General features: G+C 61.9%; 21 protein-coding genes and 1 riboswitch. Of the genes, 9 read left to right on the forward strand and 12 right to left on the reverse strand.

Going from position 1 to position 22,244, the window contains the following annotated elements:
- The 3 genes from AERO9A_RS00480 (at position 1) to AERO9A_RS00490 (ending at position 1,946) form a co-directional block, all read left to right on the forward strand.
- Positions 1-471 carry a chemotaxis protein CheW gene (locus tag AERO9A_RS00480; protein ID WP_159969962.1) on the forward strand — a complete coding sequence of 157 codons (471 nt, stop codon included), beginning with the start codon at positions 1-3 and terminating at the stop codon, positions 469-471.
- Positions 455-1,261 (forward strand): AraC family transcriptional regulator, encoded by an 807-nt coding sequence (locus AERO9A_RS00485; protein ID WP_159969963.1) that lies wholly within the window; start codon positions 455-457, stop codon positions 1,259-1,261. The genes AERO9A_RS00480 and AERO9A_RS00485 overlap by 17 nt, the downstream gene beginning before the upstream one ends.
- 70 nt (positions 1,262-1,331) lie before the next feature.
- Positions 1,332-1,946 carry a LysE family translocator gene (locus AERO9A_RS00490; RefSeq protein WP_159969964.1) on the forward strand — a complete coding sequence of 205 codons (615 nt, stop codon included), beginning with the start codon at positions 1,332-1,334 and terminating at the stop codon, positions 1,944-1,946.
- A gap of 1,039 nt (positions 1,947-2,985) precedes the next feature.
- On the opposite strand, the gene AERO9A_RS00495 is transcribed toward AERO9A_RS00490, so the two are convergent.
- From AERO9A_RS00495 to AERO9A_RS00505, 3 genes are all read right to left on the reverse strand, one after another.
- Entirely contained in the window at positions 2,986-4,470 is a 1,485-nt protein-coding gene (locus AERO9A_RS00495; protein ID WP_159969965.1) for a sodium:alanine symporter family protein, read from the reverse strand.
- Positions 4,471-4,676: 206 nt separating this feature from the next.
- Positions 4,677-5,402, reverse strand: a complete 726-nt coding sequence (locus AERO9A_RS00500) for a 16S rRNA (uracil(1498)-N(3))-methyltransferase (RefSeq protein ID WP_159969966.1) — start codon at positions 5,400-5,402, stop codon at positions 4,677-4,679.
- 80 nt (positions 5,403-5,482) lie between these two features.
- Positions 5,483-6,886, reverse strand: coding sequence for an adenosylmethionine--8-amino-7-oxononanoate transaminase (locus AERO9A_RS00505; protein ID WP_159969967.1), 1,404 nt, complete (start codon positions 6,884-6,886; stop codon positions 5,483-5,485).
- A 250-nt stretch (positions 6,887-7,136) separates the two neighbouring features.
- Between AERO9A_RS00505 and AERO9A_RS00510 the strand changes: the two genes are divergently transcribed.
- Together AERO9A_RS00510 and AERO9A_RS00515 are read left to right on the forward strand one after the other, a co-directional pair.
- Positions 7,137-7,682 (forward strand): cytochrome b, encoded by a 546-nt coding sequence (locus AERO9A_RS00510; protein ID WP_159969968.1) that lies wholly within the window; start codon positions 7,137-7,139, stop codon positions 7,680-7,682.
- Between the two features lie 56 nt (positions 7,683-7,738).
- The gene (locus AERO9A_RS00515; RefSeq protein ID WP_159969969.1) at positions 7,739-8,314 is read left to right on the forward strand and encodes a YceI family protein; all 576 of its coding nucleotides are present in this window, start codon (positions 7,739-7,741) and stop codon (positions 8,312-8,314) included.
- A gap of 232 nt (positions 8,315-8,546) precedes the next feature.
- Here AERO9A_RS00515 and AERO9A_RS00520 read toward each other — a convergent pair whose 3' ends face one another.
- From AERO9A_RS00520 to ahcY, 5 genes are all read right to left on the reverse strand, one after another.
- Positions 8,547-10,487: a DEAD/DEAH box helicase gene (locus AERO9A_RS00520; RefSeq protein WP_159969970.1), complete on the reverse strand. Its 1,941-nt coding sequence runs from the start codon at positions 10,485-10,487 to the stop codon at positions 8,547-8,549.
- A gap of 182 nt (positions 10,488-10,669) precedes the next feature.
- Positions 10,670-11,443 (reverse strand): ABC transporter substrate-binding protein, encoded by a 774-nt coding sequence (locus AERO9A_RS00525; protein WP_159969971.1) that lies wholly within the window; start codon positions 11,441-11,443, stop codon positions 10,670-10,672.
- 65 nt (positions 11,444-11,508) lie between these two features.
- On the reverse strand, positions 11,509-12,882 hold the full coding sequence (gene ppnN, locus AERO9A_RS00530; protein ID WP_159969972.1) for a nucleotide 5'-monophosphate nucleosidase PpnN: 1,374 nt from the start codon (positions 12,880-12,882) through the stop codon (positions 11,509-11,511).
- A gap of 74 nt (positions 12,883-12,956) precedes the next feature.
- Positions 12,957-13,802, reverse strand: a complete 846-nt coding sequence (metF, locus tag AERO9A_RS00535) for a methylenetetrahydrofolate reductase [NAD(P)H] (RefSeq protein ID WP_159969973.1) — start codon at positions 13,800-13,802, stop codon at positions 12,957-12,959.
- Between the two features lie 175 nt (positions 13,803-13,977).
- A complete protein-coding gene (gene ahcY, locus AERO9A_RS00540; protein ID WP_159969974.1) occupies positions 13,978-15,369 on the reverse strand; it encodes an adenosylhomocysteinase in 1,392 nt (463 codons plus the stop codon).
- A 163-nt stretch (positions 15,370-15,532) separates the two neighbouring features.
- A riboswitch (S-adenosyl-L-homocysteine riboswitch) is annotated at positions 15,533-15,625 on the reverse strand.
- A gap of 240 nt (positions 15,626-15,865) precedes the next feature.
- Between ahcY and AERO9A_RS00545 the strand changes: the two genes are divergently transcribed.
- The 3 genes from AERO9A_RS00545 (at position 15,866) to AERO9A_RS00555 (ending at position 17,242) form a co-directional block, all read left to right on the forward strand.
- Positions 15,866-16,240, forward strand: a complete 375-nt coding sequence (locus AERO9A_RS00545) for a hypothetical protein (RefSeq protein ID WP_178111078.1) — start codon at positions 15,866-15,868, stop codon at positions 16,238-16,240.
- An 84-nt stretch (positions 16,241-16,324) separates the two neighbouring features.
- Complete coding sequence (locus AERO9A_RS00550; RefSeq protein ID WP_159969975.1) at positions 16,325-16,702, forward strand: acyl-CoA thioesterase; 378 nt, start codon at positions 16,325-16,327, stop codon at positions 16,700-16,702.
- Between the two features lie 90 nt (positions 16,703-16,792).
- Complete coding sequence (locus AERO9A_RS00555; protein ID WP_159969976.1) at positions 16,793-17,242, forward strand: cytochrome c; 450 nt, start codon at positions 16,793-16,795, stop codon at positions 17,240-17,242.
- On the opposite strand, the gene AERO9A_RS00560 is transcribed toward AERO9A_RS00555, so the two are convergent.
- Both AERO9A_RS00560 and ligB read right to left on the reverse strand, forming a co-directional pair.
- Complete coding sequence (locus tag AERO9A_RS00560; RefSeq protein WP_159969977.1) at positions 17,236-17,631, reverse strand: DUF1090 domain-containing protein; 396 nt, start codon at positions 17,629-17,631, stop codon at positions 17,236-17,238. The genes AERO9A_RS00555 and AERO9A_RS00560 overlap by 7 nt on opposite strands.
- Positions 17,632-17,650: 19 nt before the next feature.
- Positions 17,651-19,384: an NAD-dependent DNA ligase LigB gene (ligB, locus tag AERO9A_RS00565; protein WP_159969978.1), complete on the reverse strand. Its 1,734-nt coding sequence runs from the start codon at positions 19,382-19,384 to the stop codon at positions 17,651-17,653.
- Positions 19,385-19,592: 208 nt separating this feature from the next.
- Here ligB and AERO9A_RS00570 point away from each other — a divergent pair, with 208 nt between their 5' ends.
- A complete protein-coding gene (locus tag AERO9A_RS00570; RefSeq protein ID WP_159969979.1) occupies positions 19,593-19,928 on the forward strand; it encodes a hypothetical protein in 336 nt (111 codons plus the stop codon).
- A 61-nt stretch (positions 19,929-19,989) separates the two neighbouring features.
- Here AERO9A_RS00570 and metK read toward each other — a convergent pair whose 3' ends face one another.
- Complete coding sequence (metK, locus tag AERO9A_RS00575) at positions 19,990-21,180, reverse strand: methionine adenosyltransferase (protein WP_159969980.1); 1,191 nt, start codon at positions 21,178-21,180, stop codon at positions 19,990-19,992.
- Positions 21,177-22,184, reverse strand: a complete 1,008-nt coding sequence (locus AERO9A_RS00580; protein ID WP_159969981.1) for a metalloregulator ArsR/SmtB family transcription factor — start codon at positions 22,182-22,184, stop codon at positions 21,177-21,179. Before AERO9A_RS00580 ends, metK begins: the two co-directional genes overlap by 4 nt.
- Positions 22,185-22,244 lie beyond the last annotated feature (60 nt).

Raw genomic sequence — 22,244 nt, forward strand, 5'->3', positions numbered from 1 at the left:
ATGAGCCAAGCCGTTGCCACCCAGAACAGTGCCGCCAGCCTTACCGGCCTGCTGGTGCCGCTGGCTGACCGAACCCTGCTGCTGCCTAACGTGGCCGTTGCAGAGTTGATTGCCTACCGCGCACCGCAGGTCGATGAGGGTATGCCTGACTGGTATCTTGGCCAAATCGCCTGGCGTGATCTGCGCTTGCCGCTGTTGTCCTTTGAGGCCGCCAGTGGCGCCCAGGTCGAGCCAGGTAGCCGCGCTCGAGTTGCCGTGCTCAATGCGCTCGGTGGACGTCCCAAGGTTAAATTCATCGCTCTGTTGGTGCAGGGCATTCCGCGTTCGTTCAAGGTTGAGAGCGATCTACCTGCCGCCGATGTGGCTTTGGCGCCGCTGGAGCTGGGCGCGGCGCGGATCGGTGAGGACGTGGTGCGTATTCCCGATCTGATCGGCCTTGAGCAGTTGCTCGAAGATGCCGGAATCATCTAACGGCGGTTTGCGCCTGGCGCGCCTGGGCGATCTCGAGGTCGCCAGTTGCACGGCGTCCGGTCAGCACTTCGACAAACACAGCCACGACGAATTCGTCATCAGCGCCAACCTGCTGGGTGAAGAGCAGGTGTGGCTGGATGGCCGAACCTTCACGGCGTCTGCCGGCTGCATCACCACCTATAACCCAGGCGAAATCCAGGGCGGCGGCGCGGTCGAAGGCCAGCCGTGGCGCTATGTTGGGGTCTACCTGCCGGTGGAGAGTCTGGCAGACAGTCTGGGGCTGAATGCTGTGCAGTTCGAGCGTCCCTGGCAGCACGATGCGGTACTGGCGGGCGAGCTAGGCCGCGCAGTCGAGGCCTGCCTGAGTGACGATGCGCTCTGGCGCGAGCGCGGTGAAGAGCACCTGACCCTGCTGCTGGCGCGGGTGGTATCCGGTGCTGGTATCGGTCTGGTATCTCTCCGCGAGGTCGGGCATACCGCCGTGCACCGCCTGCAGGAGTTGCTGGCTGCCAATCTGCAGCGCAGCCCTGGCCTGGGGGAAATGGCCAGTGAACTGGGCCTGTCGAAATTCCATCTGCTGCGCAGCTTCCAGAAATACACCGGCCTCAGCCCCAGGCAGTGGGCCATGCAATTGCGCACGCGTCGTGCTCAGGGGCTGTTGCGTCAGGGCAGGCCAGCCGGCGAGGTGGCTCATGTGCTGGGCTTTGCCGACCAGAGCCATCTGAACCGCCATTTCCGCGCAGCCTATGGCATCAGCCCTGGGCGCTATCAGACCTTGCTGCGCTGCTGAGCAATCCGGTTCAAGCGCTTCCCTTGGCGCCGCGCCATAATCGGCGCCATCTTGAAAGGGGAGTCGAGTCATGTTGACGGTCTTTATCGCCGCCGTGCTGTTCGGTCTGGCATTCGTCATCTCGCCAGGGGCGGTATTCAGTGAAACCCTGCGTCGTGGTCTCAGTGGCGGCTATCGCCCGGCATTGCTGGTGCAGCTGGGCTCGTTGATCGGTGATGCGCTGTGGGCGTTGATCGGCCTGAGTGGCCTGGTGTTGCTGCTCGGCCAGGACAGCGTGCGTGTGCCGTTGACGCTGGCCAGCGCCGCTTATCTGGCCTGGCTGGGCGTGCAGGGCCTGCGCGATGCCTGGCAGCCGCCGCAACAGGAGGAAGAAGGCGACGCACAGGCTCGCAGCGCCTTTGCCGCTGGCGCGTTGCTGTCGTTGTCCAACCCGAAGAACATCGTGTTCTGGGGCGCGTTGGGCAGTGCGCTGGCCGGGATCGTCGAGGGCACGCCGACGAGCGAGCAGATGCTGGTGTTCTTCGCTGGCTTCATGCTGGCTTCGTTGGTCTGGTGTTTTGTTTGTGCGGCGTTGGTGGATTGGTTACGGCGCAACACCTCGCTGCTCTGGCATCGGTTGAGTTATGCCGGATGTGGGGTGTTGTTGCTGGCGCTGGCGGCGCTGACCTTGCGTGGGTTGGGGTGATTTTCAGGGGGATTCTTTGCGGTGTATCGGGGCGGGTTTGATACCGGACGGGCAAGTTTGTGTGTGATCTTTTGGGTCTGTGTTGGTGTTCTGGGCGCCGCTTTGGATGTCTTCAGATATTCCGGGTTTCGCCCCCTCGGGCGACTCACTTTTCTTTGAACTCGGATTGCCGCCCAGCGCAAAGAAAAGTAAGCAAAAGAAAGCGCACCCCATCATCCGGCCCCGGCTTCGCCGGGGTTCGTTCGCTCCATCGTTGCTCCGAGGGCACGCTGCGAAGGGCCATCCCTGGCCCATCGCAGCTCTCGGCTTTGGCATCCTGCGTCGCTCTACCTCCTGCATCCATGCAGTCGTCGCGGCATCCATGCCGCTCAACCCTCTACACAACGATTCCACTCATCCTCCTGAAGGGGACATTCGCGCGCCTGAACGAACTGGCATTCCAAGGTGCGCTCGGCGCGTTCTGGTAGCTGTGAAGTTGCGATGTGGCCGTCGAGTTAAACCAATACTTTCATTCACGTAGTTTTAGCTTGCCGGCTTTCAGCCAGCATTCCGGTCAGCCCTAAGGCTGCCCCATGTTCAAGCACTCCACGCTAATTCTGGATTACCGCAGGCTCAGGCGCGTGCAGAGCCCGCCCAGGAGGGCGAACGGAATCGTCGTGTAAGAGGTCGAGCGACATGGATGTCGCGAGAGCCGCGATGGGCCATGGATGGCCCACCGCGGCGGGCCTCTGGAGCGGCGATGGAGTGAGCGAACCCTGGCGCAGCCAGGGCCGGATGAAAGGGCGGAGGGTTTTGGTTACTTTTGCCCGTCAAAAGTCACTCGCCCGGGAGGGCGAAACCAGAAACATCAGCAGAAACGCGGCAATTCGGAACATACACCCGAACGGCCAGCACACAAACTTGCCAGTCCGGTATCAATCAAACCGCCTCTGATCCAATACACCAGAAACAAAAAATCCGATGCCGCCATGGCGACATCGGATTTCTAGGGTGCTGCCAGTGTCACCCAGGGCTCAGCCCGGGCAACTCTATAGGCGCATCAGCGCTGCAGTTGCTGCGCTTTTTCAGCCTTCTCAGCGGCTAGGTTGTCTTCCGACGTGTGGCTACCCCAGTAGTCGGCATTCTTGATGCCGAGCTTCTCGGGGTGGAACACCGGATCCTTGCCCTGATCCTGCTGCTCTTCGTAGTCCTTCAGGCACTTGTAGGCGATTTTGTGCATCAGGATGATGGCGATGATGTTCAGCCAGGCCATCAGGCCCACGCCGAGGTCACCCAGATCCCAGGCGAAGGTGGCACTGTGCACGGTGCCGTAGACGGTCGCGGCGATGATGGCGAACTTCAGCAGCAGGGTGAGAATGGGGCGGTTCACCTTGCGGTTGATGTAGGCGATGTTGGTTTCAGCGATGTAGTAGTACGCCAGGATGGTGGTGAAGGCGAAGAAGAACAGGGCGATGGCGACGAAGGCGTTGCCGAAGCCGGGCATCATGTTCTCCATGGCTGTTTGCACGTAGCCGGGGCCGGCGGCGACACCGGCGATGCCGGTGAACAGCGCGCTACCGTCCGGCGCCTGGACGTTGTACTGGCCGGTGATCAGCAGCATGAAGGCGGTTGCCGAGCAGACGAACAGGGTGTCGACATAGACCGAGAAGCCTTGTACCAGGCCCTGTTTGGCCGGGTGGCTGACGGCTGCGGCGGACGAGGCGTGCGGGCCGGTGCCCTGGCCAGCTTCGTTGGAATAGACGCCGCGTTTCACGCCCCACTGGATGGCCATACCGAGAATGGCGCCGAAACCGGCTTCCATCCCGAAGGCGCTCTTGAAGATCAGAGCGATCACGCTCGGCAGTTGGCCGATGTTGAGCAGGATGATGACCAGGGCGACCAGGATGTAGCCCAGCGCCATGAACGGCACCACCACCTGAGTGAAGTGGGCGATGCGCTTGACGCCGCCGAAGATGATCAGGCCGATCAGCACCGCCAGCACCGCGGCGGTGACGTTCGGGCTGATGCCGAAGGCGGTGTTCACACTTGAGGCGATGGAGTTGGCCTGTACACCCGGCAGCAGCAGGCCGCAGGCGAACACGGTAACGATGGCGAACAGCCAGGCGTACCACTTCAGGCCCAGGCCTTTCTCGATGTAGAAGGCCGGGCCGCCGCGGTATTCACCGTTGAGCTTTTCCTTGTACACCTGGCCGAGGGTGGATTCGACGAATGCCGAGCTGGCGCCGAGGAAGGCCACCATCCACATCCAGAACACAGCGCCTGGGCCGCCGAAGGTGATGGCAGTGGCCACACCGGCGATGTTGCCGGTACCGACGCGACCGGCGAGTGTCATGGTCAGTGCCTGGAACGAGGTGATGCCGTGTTCGTCGGTACGCCCGGCGAACATCAGGCGAATCATTTCCTTGAAGTGACGGACCTGGAGAAAGCGACCGCGCAGAGAGAAGTAGAGACCAACGCCGAGACAGAGGTAAATCAGCGCCGGGCTCCAGACCAGACCGTTGAGGGTCGAGACCAGTTCGTTCATGCAATGCTCCTGGGCTTGCGGTCGCCTTTTGGGCGGGGCCGTTGCCCGTTGATTTGTTATAGGAAGACGAGCGACGCAGCGGGGCGTCGGCCTTAGCCGGGCGCAGATTGCTGGTAAAGCGGGTTGCGCGCGGCGCGCAGAGCATGACAAAGCCTGGCGGGCTTGCAATCTCTTGAGGTCACATTTTGTTACGCGGAGGCGACATCTTACGCCTGAAGGTCGCCCCAGAGTTGTTGAGCCACGCTCAGTGCGACCACAGGGGCTGTTTCCGTGCGTAAAACCCGTGGGCCCAGGCGAGCGGCATGGAAGTCGGCACCTTTGGCCAGATCGACTTCGGCATCGCTCAAGCCGCCTTCCGGGCCGATCAGAAACGCCAGGCTGCCTGGCCTGTCGTGGCTTTGCAGGGGCGCTGCTACCGGGTGCAGTACCAGCTTTAGGTCAGCTTCGATTTGTTGCAGCCAGGTGGCCAGCTCCAGCGGCGGGTTGATCGTTGGTAGCACCGAGCGACCGCACTGCTCGCAGGCGCTGATTGCCACCTGGCGCCAGTGGGCCAAGCGTTTATCAGCGCGTTCGTCTTTTAGACGCACCTCGCAGCGTTCGGAAACGATTGGGGTAATTTCGCTGGCGCCCAGCTCAGTGGCTTTCTGAATCGCCCAGTCCATGCGTTCACCGCGCGACAGGCCCTGGCCGAGGTGGATGCTCAGTGGTGATTCGCTCAGCCCCGGTATTGCCTCGCGTAATTCCACGCGCACGCTCTTCTTGCTCACCTCGATCAGCTCGCCGAGGTATTCCTGGCCGCTGCCGTCGAACAGTTGCACGGCATCGCCTACTGCATGGCGCAGCACACGGCCGATGTAGTGGGCTTGGGCCTCGGGCAGCTCGTGTTGGCCGAGGGAAAGGGGGGCATCGATGAAGAAACGGGATAGGCGCATAGGGGCTTCAGGCTACAGGCGGCAGGCTTTAGGCGCGCAGTTTAACGCCGGCAGCGTGCTGCCTGAAGCCTGTGGCCGTCTCAGCCTGGATCGCGGTGGTCAGGGTAGCGGTTGTCCACCGCCACGCTGACTGACTCGCGCGTGGCGATGTCGATGCCTTCGCTGGCCACTTCGGCGAGAAAGTCGATCTCCTCCGGGGTGATCACGTAGGGCGGCAGGAAATACACCACGCTGCCCAACGGACGCAGCAGTGCGCCGCGTTGCAGTGCATGCTGATAGACACGCAGGCCTCGGCGCTCTTGCCAGGGATAGGCGGTCTTGGCGGTCTTGTCCTGCACCATCTCGATGGCCAGGGCCATGCCCGTCTGGCGCACTTCCGCTACATGCGGGTGCTCGGCCAGGTGCGCGTTAGCGCTATGCATGCGCGCGGCCAGCGCCTTGTTGCGCTCGATCACGTTGTCGTCGCGGAAAATGTCCAGAGTCGCCAGAGCGGCTGCGCAGGCCAGCGGGTTGCCGGTGTAGGTGTGCGAATGGAGGAAGGCGCGCAGCGTGGCGTAGTCGTCGTAGAAGGCGGCGTAGACCTCATCGGTGGTGAGTACGGCGGCCATTGGTAGGTAACCGCCGGTGAGTGCTTTGGACAGCACCAGAAAATCCGGGGTGATAGCGGCCTGCTCGCAGGCAAACATCGTCCCGGTGCGGCCAAAGCCGACGGCGATTTCGTCGTGGATCAGGTGCACACCATAGCGATCGCAGGCTTCGCGCAGCAGTCTGAGGTAGATCGGGTGATACATACGCATGCCGCCCGCGCCCTGGATCAGCGGCTCGACAATTACGGCGGCGACTTCTTGGTGGTGTTCTGCCAGCGCCTGCTCCATATGGGCGAACATGACACGCGAGTGTTCCTCCCAGCTCACGCCCTCGGGGCGCAGGTAGCAGTCCGGGCTAGGCACCTTGATGGTGTCGAGCAGCAGCGCCTTATAGGTGTCGGTGAACAGCGACACGTCGCCCACCGACATCGCCGCCACGGTTTCGCCGTGGTAGCTGTTGGTCAGTGTGATGAAGCGCTTCTTGGCTGCCTGACCGCTGTTGAGCCAGTAATGGAAGCTCATCTTCAGCGCCACTTCGATGCCTGAAGAGCCGTTATCGGCGTAGAACACCTTGTTCAATCCTGGCGGGGTGATTTGCACCAGGCGTTCGGACAGTTCAACCACGGGCTCGTGGGTGAAACCGGCGAGCATCACGTGTTCGAGGTTTTCCAACTGGTCACGAATGCGTGCGTTGATGCACGCATTGCCGTGGCCGAAGACGTTGACCCACCAGGAGCTGACAGCGTCGAGATAGCGCTTGCCGTCGAAGTCTTCCAGCCACACGCCCTGGCCGCGTCGAATCGGGATCAGCGGTAGGCTTTGGTGATCCTTCATCTGTGTGCAGGGGTGCCACAGCACCTTGAGGTCGCGCTGCATCCACTGGTCATTCAGGCTCATGAGGTTCTCCCAGTTTTCGGCCGCACAGCCTAGCAGATGCTCGCTTGCTGCACCTGTGGCCGTTCATGCCTGCCGTTGCGCCGCTGGGCGGCGAGCGGGCAACTTTCTCAGGTGCTTGCTCGACTAATCAGTCGCCCTGAAATAAGGGTTTAGATATCGTATTTCTCGATATTTCCAAGCGAAAAAATTCCCTTTAATTCGATGCTTTTGTCGATAATCTTTCTCCACTTCCTTCTCAGGGACATATGGCATGCAGTGGCGTAACTCTTCCGCTCGTTATGGTCTGATCAATATTTCGCTGCACTGGCTGGTCGCGTTGGCTGTTTTTGGCTTGTTCGCTCTCGGTTACTGGATGGTGGGCTTGAGTTACTACGATCCTTGGCGGCAAGAAGCACCTGACCTGCACAAGAGCATTGGTTTGATTCTGTTCGCGTTGATGTTGTTGCGCGTGCTCTGGCGTCTGATCAGTCCCCCACCGGCACCACTGGCTAGCCATGGCACGATGACACGTCTGGCTTCAAAAATTGGCCATGGCCTGCTTTATCTGGGGCTGTTCGCCGTAATGATCGCTGGCTATCTCATTTCTACCGCTGATGGCCGCGGTATCGAGGTTTTCGGCCTGTTTACCGTGCCCGCCACACTCACCGGCATTCCCGACCAGGAGGATGTCGCTGGCGATATCCACCGCATACTGGCCTGGGGCTTGGTGATCTTTGCCGGTGTCCATGGTCTGGCAGCGCTCAAACACCACTTCATCGACCGTGACAGCACGCTGCTGCGCATGTTCGGACGCTGAATCCATATCGGGCAAACGGCTTGCCCACTTTCGTACGACCTGCAAGGAGACACAAGATGCTGAAGAAAACTCTCACCGCGCTGGCGCTTGGTACTGCTTTGATCGGCGCTCAGGCTATGGCTGCTGATTACGTGATTGATAAGAAGGGTCAGCACGCCTTCGTCAACTTCAAGATCAGCCACCTGGGCTATAGCTGGCTGTATGGCACCTTCAAGGATTTCGACGGCAAGTTCAGCTTCGACGCCGCCAAGCCTGAGGCCAGCAAGGTCAGCGTGACCCTGAAGACCGCCAGCGTCGACACCAACCACGCCGAGCGTGACAAGCACATCCGCAGCGCTGATTTCCTCAATGTTTCGGCTCACGATACTGCGACCTTTGAGTCCACGTCGGTCAAGTCCACCGGCGAAGGCACTGCTGACGTCACCGGTAACCTGACGCTCAATGGCGTGACCAAACCGGTCGTGTTCGCCGCCAAGTTCATCGGCGAAGGCAAAGATCCGTGGGGTGGCTACCGCGCCGGTTTCGAAGGCACCACCACCATCAAGATGAAGGACTTCGATATTTCCATGGATCTCGGCCCGGCTTCGGAAACAGTCGAGCTGATCATTTCCATCGAAGGTATTCGTCAGTAAAGAAGGCGGCCGCTCGCAGCCTAGCTGATGACCCTCTGCCATTTATGGGGCGAAGAGGTGTGTTTTTGGAGGCACTGCCTCCTACACCGATGAGTGCCTGATCGCTAGCGATCAGGCAGGGGCGCGCAGGGGGGGCGGGAGAGGGCTATTCAGCCGTTCATCCTCCCGCGTCTCTGGCAATAATGAAAACGCCGCCCCTAGAGGCGGCGTTTGCGTTACTGCAGTGCAGCGGTTACTCGTCGCGATTGCGCGTCAGCAGGGCGGGCTTTTCACCACGCGGACGGTTGCTGGTGGCCAGCTCGTCGAGTTGCTCCGGCGTCGGGAAGCGATCCAGACGCGAGCTCTTGTGCACGATCACCGGCTGGCGTTCGCGCGGGTTGCGTACGGCGGCTTCGCTGCGTGGTAGTTCGTCACGATCCAGCGAGGTGATGCGGCCGTCGTGACTACTCTGGCGGCGGCCGTTGTTAGCGCGGCCCTGACCATTGCCCTGGCCGCCACCCTGGCGACGTGGCTTGCCGTTCTGGCCGCCGGCGCCGTTGCTGTTGCGCGCGGCGCGTGGCTGGCCCTGACCACCTTGACCCTGGGCCTGAGCTTTGCCCTGAGCACGGTTTTGACCATTCTTGCTTGGCTGGCCATTGCTGCCAGAGCGACGGCCACGACCGTTGCCGGCCTTGTTCTGGTGCGGGCTGACGTAGTCGACGCGGTTACCGAAGTTGTCGACGTCGTCGTCGAGGAACTCCTCCGGGTCACGGTTCGGTGGCAGTGCCGGTGCTGCTGTCGTCGTCGCACTACTGCCTTCAGTACCTTTGCGGCTGCGGCGCTTGCGGTCGCGCTTGGGCTTGGCCGCCTGGGCATCCTGGCTGGCCTCCTTGCCCTTGTCCTTGCGGCCGCCATTGTCGTGCTCGGCCTTGGCCTTATGCTCGCCATCGCCCTGGGCTTTCTGCGCCTTCGGCTGCTTCTGGCCACGCTGTCCGCCGCGCTGCTGACGCGGTTCGCGTACCTCCGGGCGCTCGGCCTCGATGGTGCTGGCGTCAAAGCCCATCAGATCACCGTCGGGGATCTGCTGCTTGGTCATCCGTTCGATGCTTTTCAGCAGCTTTTCCTCGTCCGGCGCGACCAGTGAGATGGCTTCGCCGCTACGCCCGGCACGCCCGGTGCGGCCGATACGGTGCACATAGTCTTCCTCGACGTTGGGCAGCTCGAAGTTGACCACGTGCGGCAACTGGTCGATGTCCAGGCCGCGGGCGGCGATGTCGGTGGCGACGAGGATGCGTACCTTGTTCGCCTTGAAGTCGGCCAGAGCCTTGGTGCGCGCGTTCTGGCTCTTGTTGCCATGAATCGCTGCAGCCGGTAGGCCGTGTTTGTCGAGATACTCAGCCAGGCGGTTGGCACCGTGCTTGGTGCGGGTGAACACCAGCACCTGCTCCCAGGCGCCCTGAGTGATCAGGTGCGCGAGCAGGGCGCGCTTGTGGCTGGCGGCCAGGCGGAACACGCGCTGCTCGATGCGCTCGACCGTGGTGTTCGGCGGCGTGACCTCGATGCGCTCAGGGTTGTGCAGCAGCTTGCCAGCCAGATCGGTGATGTCCTTGGAGAAGGTCGCCGAGAACAGCAGGTTTTGGCGCTGCGTCGGCAGGCGGGCCAGTACCTTCTTCACATCATGAATGAAGCCCATGTCGAGCATACGGTCGGCTTCGTCCAGCACGAGGATTTCCACGCGAGACAGGTCGACGCTGCCTTGGCCAGCGAGGTCGAGCAGGCGGCCCGGGCAGGCAACGAGCACGTCTACACCCTTGGCCAGTGCCTGTACCTGTGGGTTCATGCCGACACCGCCGAAGATGCAGGTGCTGACGAACTTGAGGTCGCGAGCGTAGAGCTTGAAGCTGTCATGCACCTGGGCGGCCAGCTCGCGGGTGGGGGTCAGCACCAGCACGCGTGGTTGCTTCGGGCCATGACGTTGTTCGCGATCTGGATGACCGCCTGGGAACAGGCGTTCAAGGATCGGCAGGGCGAAACCGCCCGTCTTACCTGTACCCGTCTGGGCCGCCACCATCAGATCGCGACCTTGCAACACGGCGGGAATGGCCCGCTGTTGCACCGGAGTGGGTTGGGTGTAGCCGGCGGATTCGACCGCACGGACTAAAGCCTCGGAGAGACCGAGGGAGGCAAAGGACATGAGCAATCCTGTACTAGTGAGGGCGTGGCCCTGGGGGTGTAGAGCCTGGCTTGAATCATGCGTTGGGAGGCATGATCCCGTCCGGTACTGTTGGCTTCCGAGAACCAACATCCGGGCGCAAGCCTGGCGGGAAGCCCCGAGTATAACAGAGCGCGCGGCTTGCGCACCCCTCAGCCTGTCGGTTACTTCACGACTTGAGCTACGCTCGGTTCCAGCGAGTCAATATAACGCTGCTGTAGATTCCGGTAACCGGGCTCATCTTTGAAACGCCGCAGTTCTCGCGCGAAGTTGGCGCTCAGCTCGTTCATTTCGGGGGTCTTGCGCAGTGCCAGGCGCAAATGATCACGGCCCAGTCGTGTGCTGTGGTAGCCGATTTCCGTCTCCAGCCCCATTTCTTTAGCGAGAAACAGGCCGGTGCGTCGATCATTCACTACCAGATCGACGCGGTGGCGTATCAACTTACCGAAATTGGCCTTGTGAGTCGGGGCTTCTTCGCGGCTGAAGTCGCTGGCGTTCTGGAAGGCATCATTGTGGTACCAGTAACCGGCTGAGATACCGACCACGCGGCCCTTTAAGTCCGTGAGATTGTTGTAAGGGACGGGCCGATTGCGGGCGAAGAACAGTACGAATTCGATTTCACTGAGAGGCTCCATGACAAATTGCATGTGTGCTTCACGTTCGGGGCGCTGAAAGATATCGAGAATGCCATCGGCATGGCCCTGATCCATGGCGAGTAGGCAGCGCTTCCAGGGCATGAAGTGCAGTTGCAAGTCGATACCCAGGCGCTTGAGTACCTCGCGAGTGACTTCGTAATCCAGCCCGGTAGGTTGGCCATCCTGCTCGAAAACGTAAGGCGGCCAGGCCTCGGTAACCAGGTGCAGGGTTTGCGCTTTAGCGCATAGCGCAAGGCCACATAGCAGGAATGTGGAAATGATTTGGCGCAGTAACAATTGCATTCACCTGGGCTGCCACGTTGCCGATTGAGGCCATTCGCCGGGTTGCCCCGGCGAACGGCTGGCACTTATGAGACCACTCGATAGCAGGGCTCGTAGGCGCTGCCACCGGGTAGCTTCATGCGGTGCTGTTCGACAAAGGCCTGTAGCAGCCGATCCAGGGGCTGCATGATGCCGGGCTCGCCTTTGATCTCGTATGGGCCGTGCTCTTCTATCAGGCGGATACCATTTTCCTTGACGTTGCCGGCGACGATGCCTGAGAACGCGCGGCGCAGGTTGGCAGCCAGCTCATGCAGTGGTTGTTGGCGAGTCAGATTGAGGCTGGCCATGGCGGCGTGAGTGGGTTCGAAGGGGTGTTGGAAACCCTCGTCGATCTTCAGCAGCCAGTTGAAGTGGAAGGCATCGTTGCGCTCGCGACGGAAGCGCTCCACTTCACGGATGCCACTGTGCATGGCGCGCGCGACTTCGGCAGGGTCGTCGGCAATGATGCGGTAGCGTTTTTGAGCGGCTTCGCCCAGGGTGGCGCCGATGAAAGCATGCAACTGCTGCAGGTAGGCACTGGCACTCTTCGGCCCTGTGAGGATGACCGGGAAGGGCAGATCCTGGTTGTCCGGGTGAGTGAGGATGCCCAGCAGGTAAAGGAACTCTTCGGCGGTGCCGGCGCCGCCGGGGAAGATGATGATGCCGTGGCCGACGCGGACGAAGGCTTCCAGGCGCTTTTCGATATCCGGCAGGATCACCAACTCGTTGACGATCGGGTTCGGCGCTTCGGCAGCGATGATGCCTGGCTCGGTCAGCCCCAGGTAGCGACCCTTGAGGTTGCGCTGCTTGGCATGGCTGATGGTGGCGCCCTTCATCGGCCCCTTCATCACGCCTGGGCCGCAGCCGGTGCAGATATCCAGACCGCGCAGGCCCAACTCGTGGCCGACTTTCTTGGTGTACTTGTATTCCTCGGAGCTGATCGAATGGCCGCCCCAGCACACCACCATCTTCGGTTCGACACCGCTGCGCAGGGTGCGTGCGTTGCGTAGCAGGTGGAAGACGTAATCGGTGATGCCTTCGGAGCTGTCCAGATCGATGCGTTTGTTCTCCAGCTCGCTCTGGGTGAAAACGATGTCGCGCAGCGAGCTGAACAGCATTTCGCGGGTGCTGGCGATCATCTCGCCATCGACGAAGGCGTCAGCCGGCGCGTTGAGCAGTTCGAGGCGGATACCGCGATCCTGTTGATGAATCTTTACTTCGAAGTCCGGGTAGGCTTCGAGGATGGTCTTGGCGTTGTCGCTATGCGAGCCGGTGTTGAGAATCGCCAGAGCACACTGGCGGAACAGGCGGTAGACGCTGCCGGAGCCGGTTTCGCGTAGTTGCTGCACTTCGCGCTGGGAGAGGGTTTCCAGGCTGCCCTTGGGGCTGACGGAGGCATTGATCGTGGAGCGTTTGAGCATGAGGCGATCCTTCGGCGACAAGGCGGGAGGTGAAACGAACAGGCTGCCTCGCCGGCAGCCTGTGGGTAAGGGCCTTAGCGTGGCAGCTTGAGGTTATTCCAGATGGCCAGGCTAGGGCCAGCCAGATTCATGCTGTAGAAGTGCAGGCCCGGCGCGCCGCCTTGCAGCAGGCGTTCGCACATCTCGCTGATGACTTGCTCACCGAAGGCGCGAATGCTGTCGCTGTCGTCGCCATAGGCTTCCAGTTGCTTGCGCACCCAGCGCGGGATCTCCGCACCGCAGGCATCGGAGAAGCGCGCCAGCTTGCTGTAGTTGGTGATCGGCATGATGCCCGGCACCACGGGGATATCCACCCCGAACTTGCGCACGCGCTCGACGAAGTAGAAGTAGCTATCGGCGTTGAAGAAGTATTGGGTGATGGCGCTGTCGGCACCGGCCTTGGCCTTGCGCACGAAGTTGGCGATATCGCTCTCGAAGTTGCGCGCCTGCGGATGCATCTCCGGGTAGGCCGCGACTTCGATGTGGAAGTGATCGCCGGTCTCGCTACGGATGAACTCGACCAGTTCGTTGGCGTAGCGCAGCTCGCCGCTGGCCATACCCATACCTGACGGCAGGTCGCCACGTAGGGCGACGATGCGCTTGATACCCGCATTCTTGTACAGGTTGAGCAGCTCACGCAGCTCGGCTTTTGTATCACCAACACAGGACAGGTGCGGTGCGGTCGGCACCTTCACCTCGCCATCGAGCTGCAGCACGGTGTTGAGTGTGCGGTCGCGGGTGGAGCCCCCGGCACCATAGGTGCATGAGAAGAAATCGGGGTTGTAGCTCGCCAGCTCGCGCGCCACATCCATCAGTTTTTCATGCCCGGCTTCGGTCTTGGTGGGGAAGAACTCGAAGCTGTAACGGCGTTCTTGAGACATGGAGAAGGTTCCCTTCGTAGGGTGGGTTAGCGACGCCTGCCACCTGGGTTCAGGCCGCTCGGAATATCTGAGCGGCGCGTAACCCACCAGGCGGTAGTAGGCGTAACGCCATAAACCAGTCGTCAGCGCTGGTGGGTTAGGCCACTGCGCGGCTAACCCACCCTACGGTTTTGGTTTAGTAGCGATAGGTGTCCGGCTTGAACGGGCCTTCCACAGTCACGCCGATGTAATCGGCCTGTTGCTGGGTCAGTTGGGTGACCACGCCGCCAAAGCCTTTCACCATCTCCAGGGCGACTTCTTCGTCGAGTTTCTTCGGCAGCACTTCGACGGTCAGGCGCTCGGCTTTCTTCTCGGCGGACAGATCAGCGAACTTCTGCTCGAACAGGAAGATCTGCGCCAGCACCTGGTTGGCGAACGAGCCATCCATGATGCGGCTCGGGTGGCCAGTGGCGTTGCCCAGGTTCACCAGACGGCCTTCGGCCAGCAGGATCAGGTAGTCGTCGTTGGCCGGATCGAAGCTGCCTGCGCCGGTACGGTGAATCTTGTGTACCTGCGGCTTGACCTCTTCCCACGCCCAGTTCTTGCGCATGAAGGCGGTGTCGATCTCGTTGTCGAAGTGACCGATGTTGCACACCACGGCGCGCTTCTTCAGCGCTTTGAGCATGCCGGCGTCGCAGACGTTGGCGTTGCCGGTGGTGGTGACGATCAGGTCGATCTTGCCCAGCAGCGCCTTGTCGATGCAGGCGTCGGTGCCGTTGTTGATGCCATCGATGTACGGCGAAACCAGCTCATAGCCGTCCATGCAGGCCTGCATGGCGCAGATCGGGTCGATCTCGGAAACCTTGACGATCATGCCTTCCTGGCGCAGCGAAGCGGCCGAGCCCTTGCCCACGTCGCCGTAGCCGATGACCAGCGCCTGCTTGCCCGACAACAGGTGGTCGGTGCCACGCTTGATGGCGTCGTTGAGGCTGTGACGGCAGCCGTACTTGTTGTCGTTCTTGCTCTTGGTGACCGCGTCGTTGACGTTGATCGCTGGGACTTTCAGGGTGCCGGCCTTGAGCATGTCGAGCAGGCGGTGCACGCCGGTGGTGGTTTCTTCGGTCACACCGTGGATGCGCTCGAGCATCTGCGGGTATTTCTTGTGCAGGATCTCGGTCAGGTCACCGCCGTCGTCCAGCACCATGTTGGCGTCCCACGGCTGACCGTCTTTGAGGATGGTCTGCTCGATGCACCACTCGTACTCCTGCTCGGTCTCGCCCTTCCAGGCAAATACCGGGATGCCGGCGGCGGCGATGGCGGCAGCGGCCTGATCCTGGGTGGAGAAGATGTTGCAGCTCGACCAGCGCACTTCGGCGCCCAGGGCGGTTAGCGTCTCGATCAGCACGCCGGTCTGGATGGTCATGTGGATGCAGCCGAGGATCTTCGCGCCCTTGAGCGGCTGGCTGGCGGCGTATTTGCGGCGCAGGCCCATCAGTGCCGGCATCTCGGATTCGGCGATGATCAGCTCGCGGCGGCCCCAGTCGGCCAGGGAAATATCGGCGACCTTGTAGTCGTTGAAAGCGCTCATGCAGTAACTCTCCGTTCGTTGTCTGCGATCGGGCTACATGAAAACTACTGCGCTCGCTCTGGCTGCGTTAGAAACGCGCTTGGAATGCTCATTTACAGTCGTAAACTCCGCTTCCGCGCCCATTTCTGCCTTGCCAGTCCTTCGCTCGCTACGTTTTCACGCAGTCCGATGGGCGCCGTTGATGCGTTTGGATAACGCCCCATCCGAGCCTGACAAAACCGCCCGATGCGGATTTGCTGCAGCGCCCCTCGGACAGGTGGCGGGAGCGACCGGACGGTGCCGGTCGCGTTAAACCTGCAAAGTATAGCGAGGCCTGCGGCACTGCCCAAGGCTTTCTGTCGGCGGGGAGTGGCGGCGTTCTAAAGAACGGTTTCACAAATTGATTCGTACAGGAGCAAAATTCGAGTAACCAAGAGGTCGGTTATTTTTAGATGATGGTGTTGCCGCACTCAGATTCTGTAATCGCCAAAGTAATGCCGATTGAATAGTGAGCAAAATGCAAAACGACAAAGTGGAGTGCCAGTGCTGCAAGAAGATGATGGTTCCGAAGGTGGTCGCTAGCGCACCTTTCTATATCAGTGGCGTCCCCGTTGGCGGGCGAGATCCAGAGTACTCAGTTTGTCCGTTTTGCCTATCACCCAAGTGGATGTTGACAGAACAACAGGTTCTCACAGGGGCAAAGGCGAATGCTGAGTTTTTCGGTATCATGATTTTGCTCCTTATCAACATCGTCGTATTTGCCCGCTTGGGTGCGGCGGCGGTAGGTGTGAGCATCGGCCTGTCGGTGTTGTTATTTCTGTATCGAGAGCGAATTGTAAAAGTGATGAGGGATCGTCTGGCTAAAGCCTTCAAGGTGGGCGGCAAAACCTAAACCCGCCATCTGCCTATTGCGCGGTCGCGATGTGGGTGACTGTTGGCGCATCATAGGCGGCCCATCTGCAACGGAGGACACTGCATGAATTTCCACACCCGTAAGTGGATCAAGCCCGAGGATCTCAACCCTAACGGCACCCTGTTTGGTGGCAGCCTGCTGAGGTGGATCGATGAGGAGGCGGCGATCTATGCCATCGTCCAGCTCGGTAATCAGCGGGTGGTCACCAAGTTCATTTCCGAGATCAACTTCGTCAGTTCGGCGCGGCAGAGCGACATCATCGAGCTGGGCATTACCGCCACCGAGTTTGGCCGTACGTCCATCACGCTGCGCTGCGAAGTGCGCAACAAGATCACCCGCAAGAGCATCCTCACCATCGACCGGCTGGTGTTCGTCAACCTGGGCGAGGATGGCTTGCCGGCGCCTCACGGCAAGACCGAGATCACCTACGCCAAGGGCTGAGCCCGTGTGCTTGTGCGACATTTGTGAGCTTGGCCTGGCTGCGGCAAGTGGCGATACTGGCGCCCCGCTTCTCGCCTGGAAGTCGTATCGATGACGATGAAGAAACTGCTACTGGTGACCTGTGCCTGTCTGGCGTTGGCCGCCTGTGGCGGCGTTGATCCCAACTCGCCGCTGGGCAAGCGCCAGGCGTTGTTCAAACAGATGCTCAAGGAAAGTGAGGATCTGGGCGGCATGTTGCGCGGGCGCATTGCCTATGACGAAGCGGCGTTCATCGCTGGCGCCGTAAAGCTGGACAGCCTTTCTCGCGAGCCCTGGCAGCATTTTCCGCAGGTGCGTGACGATGAGCGCAGTCAGGCCACTGACGATGTCTGGCAGCGTCAGGAGCGTTTTCAGCAGATGGCTCGTGATCTGGAGGCCGCCACGGCTGCCTTGGTGACGGTTACCAGCGCAGCTCCGCTGAGCCGTTCTGCGCTGGAGCCTGCCGTGCAGCGTATCGAGGATAGTTGCGAGGCCTGCCACAAGGCGTTTCGCGCTTATTGAGCGTGCCGTGCCTGGTCTTCGCTTTGCGCTTGTTCTTCACGTGCCTCGGCCAGTTTGGCCTGATCCTTGGCGATCATTTGCGGGTCGTCTTGGGCGATGGCGCCGCGTAGAGCCATTTCGCGTTGCTCGACCGCCTCGCGGGCTTGCTCGACGTTGGCCAGGCGCTCCTTTTGCAACTGAGCGCCACGGCAGTACGCGTCGACGTTTTTCTGCGCTTGGTGCAGCCCTTCCAGCTCGGCTGTATCGCCCTGTAGGCGGGCGCTGGCGATTTTCTTTTGCAGCACCTGGCGTGTGCTGTCGCAACCTTTGTCCGCTTCGGCGACCAGGGGTGGCGTGACGTTCAGCCCGGCGATGAGCAATAGGCCGAGCACGGCGGCTTGGCGGATCATGGCGTTTCCTTGTTATTGCCTATTGCGAAGTGACCTTGGCGGATGCCTGAGGTTCGCTTGATGCGCTTAGTGCGGGGGCGGCCTGATTGGGCTGGAAGGCCGTTACACCGATTTTTTGCAGGTGCGCGGCCAGGCGTTGCACTTCGGCGTGGCTGAAGAAAGCCTGGAGCTGTTCGGCGCGTTTGGGACCGATGCCCGGCAGGCGTTGCCAGTCGTCCTGGCTGCGGGCAACGAGGCTTGGCCAATCATGCAGCGCGCCGCTGTCGAAACCGCTGGGGGCGCCTAGGGCCCCCAGCCATTGCTGCAGTGGTTTTTCTCGGGCTTGGTTGAACGTCTGTTGTAACTGCTGTGCCCGTTGCGCGCCTATGCCGGGCAGGCTTTGCAGTTGCTGTGCATCCAACTCCAGCCAGTCGAGCAGGCCCTGCATGTTCAGGTTGCTCCAGGTGCCAGGGCCTACACCGTTCAGCGCCAGGCCTTGCTTGCCGCTCAGCCAGGCGAGGCGGGCCTGAAATTGGGTCTGGCACTGCGGGCTGCTATGCCAGCAACTCAGTGAGTGAAAGTCGTCGGGGCGCGGCGCGTTCACTTCGGCGCGTTGTTGGCTGCGCCAGATCACAGCGTCCAGACGTGGGATGGTCAGCCCGGAGAGGCGGATGGATACCTGATCGCCTGGGCGGATGTCCAGCGCCTGCCAGCGTGACAGCGAGCCCACGGCGACACGGCTGATGCGGCGGTCGTCGAGCTGTACGGGTTGTAGCTCCAGTACCGGGCTGATGCGCCCGCTGCGACCGATATTGAAATGCACCTTCTGCACCACGGCCAGTGCCTGGCTGGCGGGGTATTTCCAGGCCACTGCCCAGTGCGGGGGCTCGGCCTGCCAGCGCTCCCCCGCAGGGCGGCGGCCTTGGCGCAGTACCACGCCATCGCTGGCAAACGGCAGGGCTTGGCGATACCAGCGCTGGCGCCACTGTTGGGCCTGGGCCAGATCCGCTACGGGGTAGGTGTAATGCGTGCTGTCGCCCAAGCCCAGGCGTTGCAGGCCCGCCAGGCGTTGCGGCATCTCCTCCGGGCCGTCCGGCCAGGCCCAGACGAACAGGCCGATGGCGGAGGCTTCGTCATCTTGAATGCTTTGTCGCGCCATCAGCCCGGCCGCCTTGCCGCGCGCGCCGACGCTGCCATCGCGCGCCTGCTGGTGATTCTCCAGGCGCCAGTACAGCTCGCCCTGCAGAGTGGCATCCAGTGCTTCTGGCAGTCGCTTGGGAATGGCGGGCAGTTGTTGGGCGCGGGCGGTCCAGTCTTGACCGCTGAGCCCGTCTCCGCGGCTGATGGCCTGTTGCAGTTGGCCGTTGCGGTAGACCAGGGTGACGGCGACGCCATCGACCTTGGGCTGGATCCACAGGTCATCGCGCTTGCTCATCCATTGCTCAATCGCGCTTTCATCGAGCTTGCGCAGGCCGGTCTGGGCGATGGGGTGAACGAGCTCGGAAGGCGCGCCTTGCAGGGCGATTTGAGGCGCCTGCTGTGGCTGGCCAAAGCAGTTCTGCCATCGGCTCAGACGGGCGCGGGCTTGGTCGTAGAGTTCGTCGGCCACCAGGCTGTCGCCGTGGTTGTGGTAGGCGTCGTCCCAGGTCGCGAGTTGTGCCTGTAGCGCCGACAGTTCCTGGGTGGCGCGTGCAGTGGGCCAGTCAGGGCAGGGTTCGGCCTGGGCGAAGAGGGGCAGTAGCAGCAATAGCGATGTGGCATGCATGGCATTCATGGCAGAGCTTCCTTGCTCGAATCATCGGTTCAGCCTAGCAGATGCTGCAGCCTGCGTTGGTCCTGTGCGTTGCGTCACGGCGCAGAGAGGGTTTCTTGTCGCGAGGTCGAGGTGGTGGTAGATTGCGCGCCCTTTTCACCCCCACTCAAATGGATTTGCCCGGCGGGGGGCATGGATAGCCGGGCCTCAACACTGGAGGTCTTCCCCAATGCGTACCCTATCTTTTGTTTGTTTTTCTGCCCTGATGTTCACCAGCCTGGCCAGCCATGCTGCGGCTGACAGCGCTTCGCTGCAGAGCAAGTGCCAGGAGCAAATGGCCGCCAATCAAGAGGGCCTGGCCAAGGTCAAGCAGCTTGCTCAACTGGTCGGCAATGACAAGACCAACGACGATCTGGCCAAGCTCGACAGCGGTTGTGAGCGTCTGGGTGCCGAGGCTGATGGCGCCACGCAGACGGCTGAGCAGAGCAAGCTGAGCCAGGCTGTGAGCGACGTCAACTCGGTCAAAGACCAGCTCAAGGGCCTTGGCTCGATGTTCGGCAAATAAGTCGCCGAAAACTAAAAGCCCCGCACAGCTCGCGCTGGCGGGGCTTTTTTGCGGGCGGCGCTTACAGGCCGGCGGCAGCGCGCAGGGCCTCGACCTTGTCGGTCTTCTCCCAGGTGAAGGTGGTGAAGCTGTCGTCGCCGACGCTCTTTTGCTCCGGGGTGCGACCGAAGTGACCGTAGGCCGCGGTGTCGCGGTACATCGGGTGAAGCAGGTCGAGCATCTTGGTGATGGCGTACGGGCGCAGGTCGAACACCTCGCGCACCAGCTTGATGATCTTGTCTTCGGCGATCTTGTGGGTGCCGAAGGTGTTGATCGAGATGGAGGTCGGCTGGGCCACGCCGATGGCGTAGGACACCTGGATCTCGCAGCGCTCGGCCAGACCGGCAGCGACGATATTCTTGGCCACGTAGCGACCCGCGTAGGCGGCGCTGCGGTCAACCTTGGACGGATCCTTGCCGGAGAACGCGCCGCCACCGTGGCGAGCCATGCCGCCGTAGCTGTCGACGATGATCTTGCGCCCGGTCAGGCCGCAGTCGCCCACCGGGCCACCGATGACGAAGTTGCCGGTGGGGTTGATGTGGAACTGGGTGCCCGCGTGCAGCAGCTCGGCCGGCAGGCTGTGCTTAATGATCAGCTCCATCACCGCTTCGCGCAGATCCTTGAGCGACACGTCCGGGCTGTGCTGGGTGGACAGCACTACGGCGTCGATGCCGACCACCTTGCCGTTCTCGTACTGGCAGGTGACCTGGGATTTCGCATCCGGGCGCAGCCACGGCAGCAGGCCGGACTTGCGCGCTTCGGCCTGGCGCTCGACCAGGGCGTGGGAGAAGCGGATCGGCGCGGGCATCAGCACGTCGGTTTCGTTGCTGGCGTAGCCGAACATCAGGCCCTGGTCGCCCGCGCCCTGATCTTCCGGCTTGGCGCGGTCAACACCCTGGTTGATGTCCGGGGACTGCTTGCCAATGATGTTCATGACGCCGCAGGTGGCGCCGTCGAAGCCGACGTCGCTGCTGGTGTAGCCGATATCGCAGATCACGTCGCGGACGATCTGCTCCAGGTCGACCCAGGCGCTGGTGGTGACTTCACCGGCGACGATGGCCACACCCGTCTTGACCAGGGTTTCCACGGCCACGCGGGCGTGCTTGTCCTGGGTGATGATGGCGTCGAGCACGGCATCGGAAATCTGGTCGGCGATCTTGTCCGGGTGCCCTTCGGACACGGACTCGGAGGTGAACAGGGAGTATTCGCTCATGGGTGGGTTCCTTGTGTGCCGTAACGTGGAGCGCTTCGCTCGCCAGGTTGGGCGAAGTGCCGTAACTGGATCTGAAAACCGTTCTTCAGACCGATATAGAGACTTTCGCCGGGGATCAGCCCGGCGGCGCTGGCCCAGCGCGATAGATCGTCCTGCTCGAAGCCTAGCCAAAGATCGCCGCAGGCCTCGCGCGCCCAGCTCTGATCATGGCTGCACAGCTCGCTGATCAGCAGGCTGCCGCCTGGCGCAACGTGCCGCGCCAGTTGGCGGAAGGCTTCGGCGGGCGTGGCGAAATGGTGCAGCACCATGTTCAGCACCACGCAGTCGGCTTGGCGCGGCGCGCGGTCTTCGAGCGCGTCGGCCAGGCGCAACTCGACATGGCTCAGGCCTTCGGCGGCGCAGCGCTGGCGCGCCAGATCGAGCATCGCCTCGCTGTTGTCCAGCGCGGTGACGCGAGCAAAGCGCCGCGCCAGCTCGGGCAGGAACGCGCCATCGCCAGGGCCGATTTCCAGAGCCGTGGCATCAGGGGCAAAGCTCAGTGCATCGAGCAGGGCGAGCAGGCTGTCGCGGTACTGTGGCAGACCGGCGATCAGATCCTGCTGGGCCTGGAAGTTGGCCGCCATGCGGGCGAAAAAATCGCGGCTGACGGCGGCGCGCTGACGATGCACGGCGGCGATGCGCGCCTGCAGGGCATCGGCCAGCGTTAGGGCGTCGATCTCTTCCAATAGCGCCGCATGCAGCACGCCGACGGGCAGGGCGCGACGATAGAAGATCGCGTTGCCTTCACGGCGTGTGGCGACCAGGCCGACCTGGGCCAGCACCTTGAGGTGGTGGCTCATGCCCGACTGACCGATCGCGAAGATCTGCGCCAGTTCCAGCACGCCGAACGAGTCGTTGCTCAGCACGCGCAGCACGTTCAGGCGCAGCGGATCGCCGCCGGCCTTGCACAGGGCGGCGAGCGTGTCGCAGGGGTCGAATGCCAACTCGGATGCACGCAGGGTCATGGTGGCGCAGTCTAGTCGGTCATTTTTCGTACAGCAACACCAATATCAAAAAATATTGAT

Origin of the sequence: Pseudomonas sp. 8Z (assembly GCF_902506535.1) — a bacterium.
Classification (GTDB): Bacteria; Pseudomonadota; Gammaproteobacteria; order Pseudomonadales; family Pseudomonadaceae; genus Aquipseudomonas.

Bases quoted from the DNA above. Each gene is read 5' to 3' on its own strand.
- AERO9A_RS00480 (WP_159969962.1), top strand. From the start codon at position 1: ATGAGCCAAGCCGTTGCCACCCAGAACAGTGCCGCCAGCCTTACCGGC.
- AERO9A_RS00485 (WP_159969963.1), top strand. From the start codon at position 455: ATGCCGGAATCATCTAACGGCGGTTTGCGCCTGGCGCGCCTGGGCGAT.
- AERO9A_RS00490 (WP_159969964.1), top strand. From the start codon at position 1,332: ATGTTGACGGTCTTTATCGCCGCCGTGCTGTTCGGTCTGGCATTCGTC.
- AERO9A_RS00495 (WP_159969965.1), bottom strand. From the start codon at position 4,470: ATGAACGAACTGGTCTCGACCCTCAACGGTCTGGTCTGGAGCCCGGCG.
- AERO9A_RS00500 (WP_159969966.1), bottom strand. From the start codon at position 5,402: ATGCGCCTATCCCGTTTCTTCATCGATGCCCCCCTTTCCCTCGGCCAA.
- AERO9A_RS00505 (WP_159969967.1), bottom strand. From the start codon at position 6,886: ATGAGCCTGAATGACCAGTGGATGCAGCGCGACCTCAAGGTGCTGTGG.
- AERO9A_RS00510 (WP_159969968.1), top strand. From the start codon at position 7,137: ATGCAGTGGCGTAACTCTTCCGCTCGTTATGGTCTGATCAATATTTCG.
- AERO9A_RS00515 (WP_159969969.1), top strand. From the start codon at position 7,739: ATGCTGAAGAAAACTCTCACCGCGCTGGCGCTTGGTACTGCTTTGATC.
- AERO9A_RS00520 (WP_159969970.1), bottom strand. From the start codon at position 10,487: ATGTCCTTTGCCTCCCTCGGTCTCTCCGAGGCTTTAGTCCGTGCGGTC.
- AERO9A_RS00525 (WP_159969971.1), bottom strand. From the start codon at position 11,443: ATGCAATTGTTACTGCGCCAAATCATTTCCACATTCCTGCTATGTGGC.
- ppnN (WP_159969972.1), bottom strand. From the start codon at position 12,882: ATGCTCAAACGCTCCACGATCAATGCCTCCGTCAGCCCCAAGGGCAGC.
- metF (WP_159969973.1), bottom strand. From the start codon at position 13,802: ATGTCTCAAGAACGCCGTTACAGCTTCGAGTTCTTCCCCACCAAGACC.
- ahcY (WP_159969974.1), bottom strand. From the start codon at position 15,369: ATGAGCGCTTTCAACGACTACAAGGTCGCCGATATTTCCCTGGCCGAC.
- AERO9A_RS00545 (WP_178111078.1), top strand. From the start codon at position 15,866: ATGCAAAACGACAAAGTGGAGTGCCAGTGCTGCAAGAAGATGATGGTT.
- AERO9A_RS00550 (WP_159969975.1), top strand. From the start codon at position 16,325: ATGAATTTCCACACCCGTAAGTGGATCAAGCCCGAGGATCTCAACCCT.
- AERO9A_RS00555 (WP_159969976.1), top strand. From the start codon at position 16,793: ATGACGATGAAGAAACTGCTACTGGTGACCTGTGCCTGTCTGGCGTTG.
- AERO9A_RS00560 (WP_159969977.1), bottom strand. From the start codon at position 17,631: ATGATCCGCCAAGCCGCCGTGCTCGGCCTATTGCTCATCGCCGGGCTG.
- ligB (WP_159969978.1), bottom strand. From the start codon at position 19,384: ATGAATGCCATGCATGCCACATCGCTATTGCTGCTACTGCCCCTCTTC.
- AERO9A_RS00570 (WP_159969979.1), top strand. From the start codon at position 19,593: ATGCGTACCCTATCTTTTGTTTGTTTTTCTGCCCTGATGTTCACCAGC.
- metK (WP_159969980.1), bottom strand. From the start codon at position 21,180: ATGAGCGAATACTCCCTGTTCACCTCCGAGTCCGTGTCCGAAGGGCAC.
- AERO9A_RS00580 (WP_159969981.1), bottom strand. From the start codon at position 22,184: ATGACCCTGCGTGCATCCGAGTTGGCATTCGACCCCTGCGACACGCTC.